Annotated in this window: 2 protein-coding genes; both read left to right on the top strand. The window is 40.9% G+C overall.

Going from position 1 to position 2,834, the window contains the following annotated elements; all coding sequences use genetic code 11:
• Positions 1-1,110: VCBS repeat-containing protein (locus WKF69_RS07275; RefSeq protein WP_340380813.1), on the top strand; the 1,110-nt coding region annotated here is incomplete at its 5' end.
• Between the two features lie 45 nt (positions 1,111-1,155).
• A complete protein-coding gene (locus tag WKF69_RS07270; RefSeq protein WP_340380811.1) occupies positions 1,156-2,460 on the top strand; it encodes a vanadium-dependent haloperoxidase in 1,305 nt (434 codons plus the stop codon).
• Positions 2,461-2,834: the final 374 nt, after the last annotated feature.

Genomic DNA, 2,834 nt, shown 5'->3' with positions numbered 1-2,834 from the left:
GATAGGATCTATCTGAATGACGGCAACGGAAACTTTTCAAAGAATACGGGAAGTCTGCCGAAAATTCTGATCAGCACCGGAAGCGTAAGGTCGGCTGATATTGATGCAGACGGCGATTTCGATGTCTTCGTTGGCGGACGTCTCGTCCCGGGCATGTATCCGACTACACCGGAAAGCAAGATTCTGATTAATGATGGCAAAGGTAATTTCTCAGATGCAACAAATAAGATCGCACCGGGGGTTAAAAACATAGGGATGGTGACAGATGCATTGTGGATCGATCTTAACCGGGATAAACGGGAAGATCTGGTGATAGTGGGAGAGTGGATGCCTGTAAAAGTTTTTTTAAATCAGAATGGAAAACTAGTAGATGCTACTTCAACTTACATTAAATTTCCGTCAACCGGCTGGTGGAACAGAATCTATGCCGATGATATGGATGGAGACGGTGATAAGGATATGGTGATTGGAAACCTGGGACTAAATGCTCAATTTAAGGCAAATGAAAAAGAACCCTTGCAGCTATATTATAAAGATTTTGATGAGAACGGTTCAATTGACCCTATCTTTTGTTATTATATCAACGGAGTTTCTTATCCTGCCGCATCCCGGGATGACCTGATGGATCAGCTGCCAGGCCTGAAGAAGAAGTTCCTTGAATATCATAAATATTCCACTGCAACGATCGGCGACTTATTTACTCCCGACCAGTTAAAGGATGTTAAGGCGCTGAAAGCTGAAACTTTGGAAACTGTTTATCTGGAGAACACCGGGAAAGGATTTGCTTTAAAAAAACTTCCTGTTGAAGCTCAATATGCTCCTGTTTATGCAATTGCATCCCTGGACGCAAATCGTGATGGTAAAAAAGACCTGGTATTTGCGGGTAATAATTCTTGGACAAGGATTAAATTCGGGCAGTTTACATCCAGTAGTGGTACATTATTGACAGGAAATGGAAAAGGGAATTTTAACTATGTACCTCAATGGAAAAGCGGGTTGAAAATTCGCGGCGACGTCCGGAGCCTTCAGGTTGCCCGGTCAAGCAAAAATGCGAGCGGCCAGTTGATTTTAGGAATAAATAATTCTCCCGCCAGGACAATCAGTTATTAGCATAGACGTTAAACATAAAGGCTTCAAAGTAAAGCATATAATTAAATGAATAAGATCTTTTTTATTGTATTTATTGGGTTGTTGGTTAATGCCTGTACACCCAGGAATGAATATACGACTGTTTTTCGCGACCCTGTTTTGTATTCGAAAACAGTAGGAGCCTTAACTGACGTTATTACGCATGATATTTTCTCCCCACCGGTTGCTAGTAGGATCTATGCTTATAGTAATCTTGCAGCCTATGAAGTGATGGCTTCGAAGTCTGCGAAATACAAATCGCTCAGTGGAAAATTAACCGGGTTACACAAACTTTTAAAACCGGAAAAGCCCGTCAATATTGAACTTGCTTCGTTATTGGCTTTCATGTATGTCGGCCAGGAGCTGACTTTTTCAAAAGATTCCACTCAAAAAATAATAGATGGATTTATCGGGTTAGCCAAGGCGAAAGGCATGCCGGCTGAGATGATAGAAAATTCTCAGAATTATGCAAACGAAGCCGGTAAGGCTGTTATAGACTGGAGTAAAAAGGACAATTACAAACAAATGCGTTCTGCGGTAAAGTATACGGTTAATAATAGTGAAAGCAGATGGGTGCCAACGCCCCCGGCATACATGCCCGCTGTAGAGCCAAACTGGATGAAACTTCGTCCTGTTTTAATAGATTCTGCAAGCCAGTTCCTGCCAATTCCTCCTTCTGAGTTCAGTAAGGATAAGGACAGCAAGTTTTATAGTCTTGCTATGGAAGTGTACAAAACAGGATCAGAATTAAGCGAGGAACAAAAAGCCATAGCTGATTTTTGGGATTGCAACGGCTTTAAGATGAATATATCGGGACACGTTATGTTTGCAACTAAAGCAATGACGCCTGGGGGACACTGGATGGGGATAACCGGGATCGTGTGCAATAATCAGAAGGCAGATTTCGCTAAAACGGTGTTCAGTTATACAGGTGTTTCGTTTGCTATTATGGACTCTTTTATAGCATGCTGGAATACGAAATTTGTATACTCACTACTCCGGCCTGAAACGTATATCAATTTATATATCGATGACAACTGGAGACCCTATCTTCAAACGCCGCCATTTCCTGAATATACCAGCGGACATTCTATTATATCAAGTGCGTCTGCAACGGTTTTAACAAGTATCTTCGGAAAAAATACTGCGTTTACCGATTCAACAGAAAGACGCTGGGGCTGGCCTGATAGAAAATTTGCAAGCGTAAAACAGGCTGCTCAGGAAGCAGCAGTCAGTCGTTTGTATGGCGGGATACATTATCGTGAAGCAATGGACGAAGGTTCTAAAGAAGGCGCTAAGATTGGTGAATTTGTATTCAATAAGATTAATTAAACAAGATGTGCAAACAGATTATGGTGCCGAATTAAATTGAGTTATAATTCCAACCCAGATCAATGATTGTGGGGAGCCCAATATCCCGAATATTACTGGTGCATACATCAAAGATTTTTTCATTTTGGAGAATACTATATCAATAGTTTGGCCGTAAGCATTAATAATGCGACTCAGAGGATTTATTTCTCTTATGCTAAAACTAAGAACAAAGCTTTGGTACCTCGATACGATCACAACCGCTGTACTGGGCTAAATAAGTATAAAACTCGTCTAATTTGAAAGGTCCCCGATTCAATAGGGGGCTTTTTTTATGTTATCGCAAACCCGATGATGTATTATCTGTTTTTTTTTATAGAATTGCATTCTAATCA

This window comes from Daejeonella sp., from assembly GCF_037719425.1.
Taxonomy (GTDB): domain Bacteria; phylum Bacteroidota; class Bacteroidia; order Sphingobacteriales; family Sphingobacteriaceae; genus Daejeonella.
This window is presented reverse-complemented; position numbering and strand designations above follow the sequence as displayed.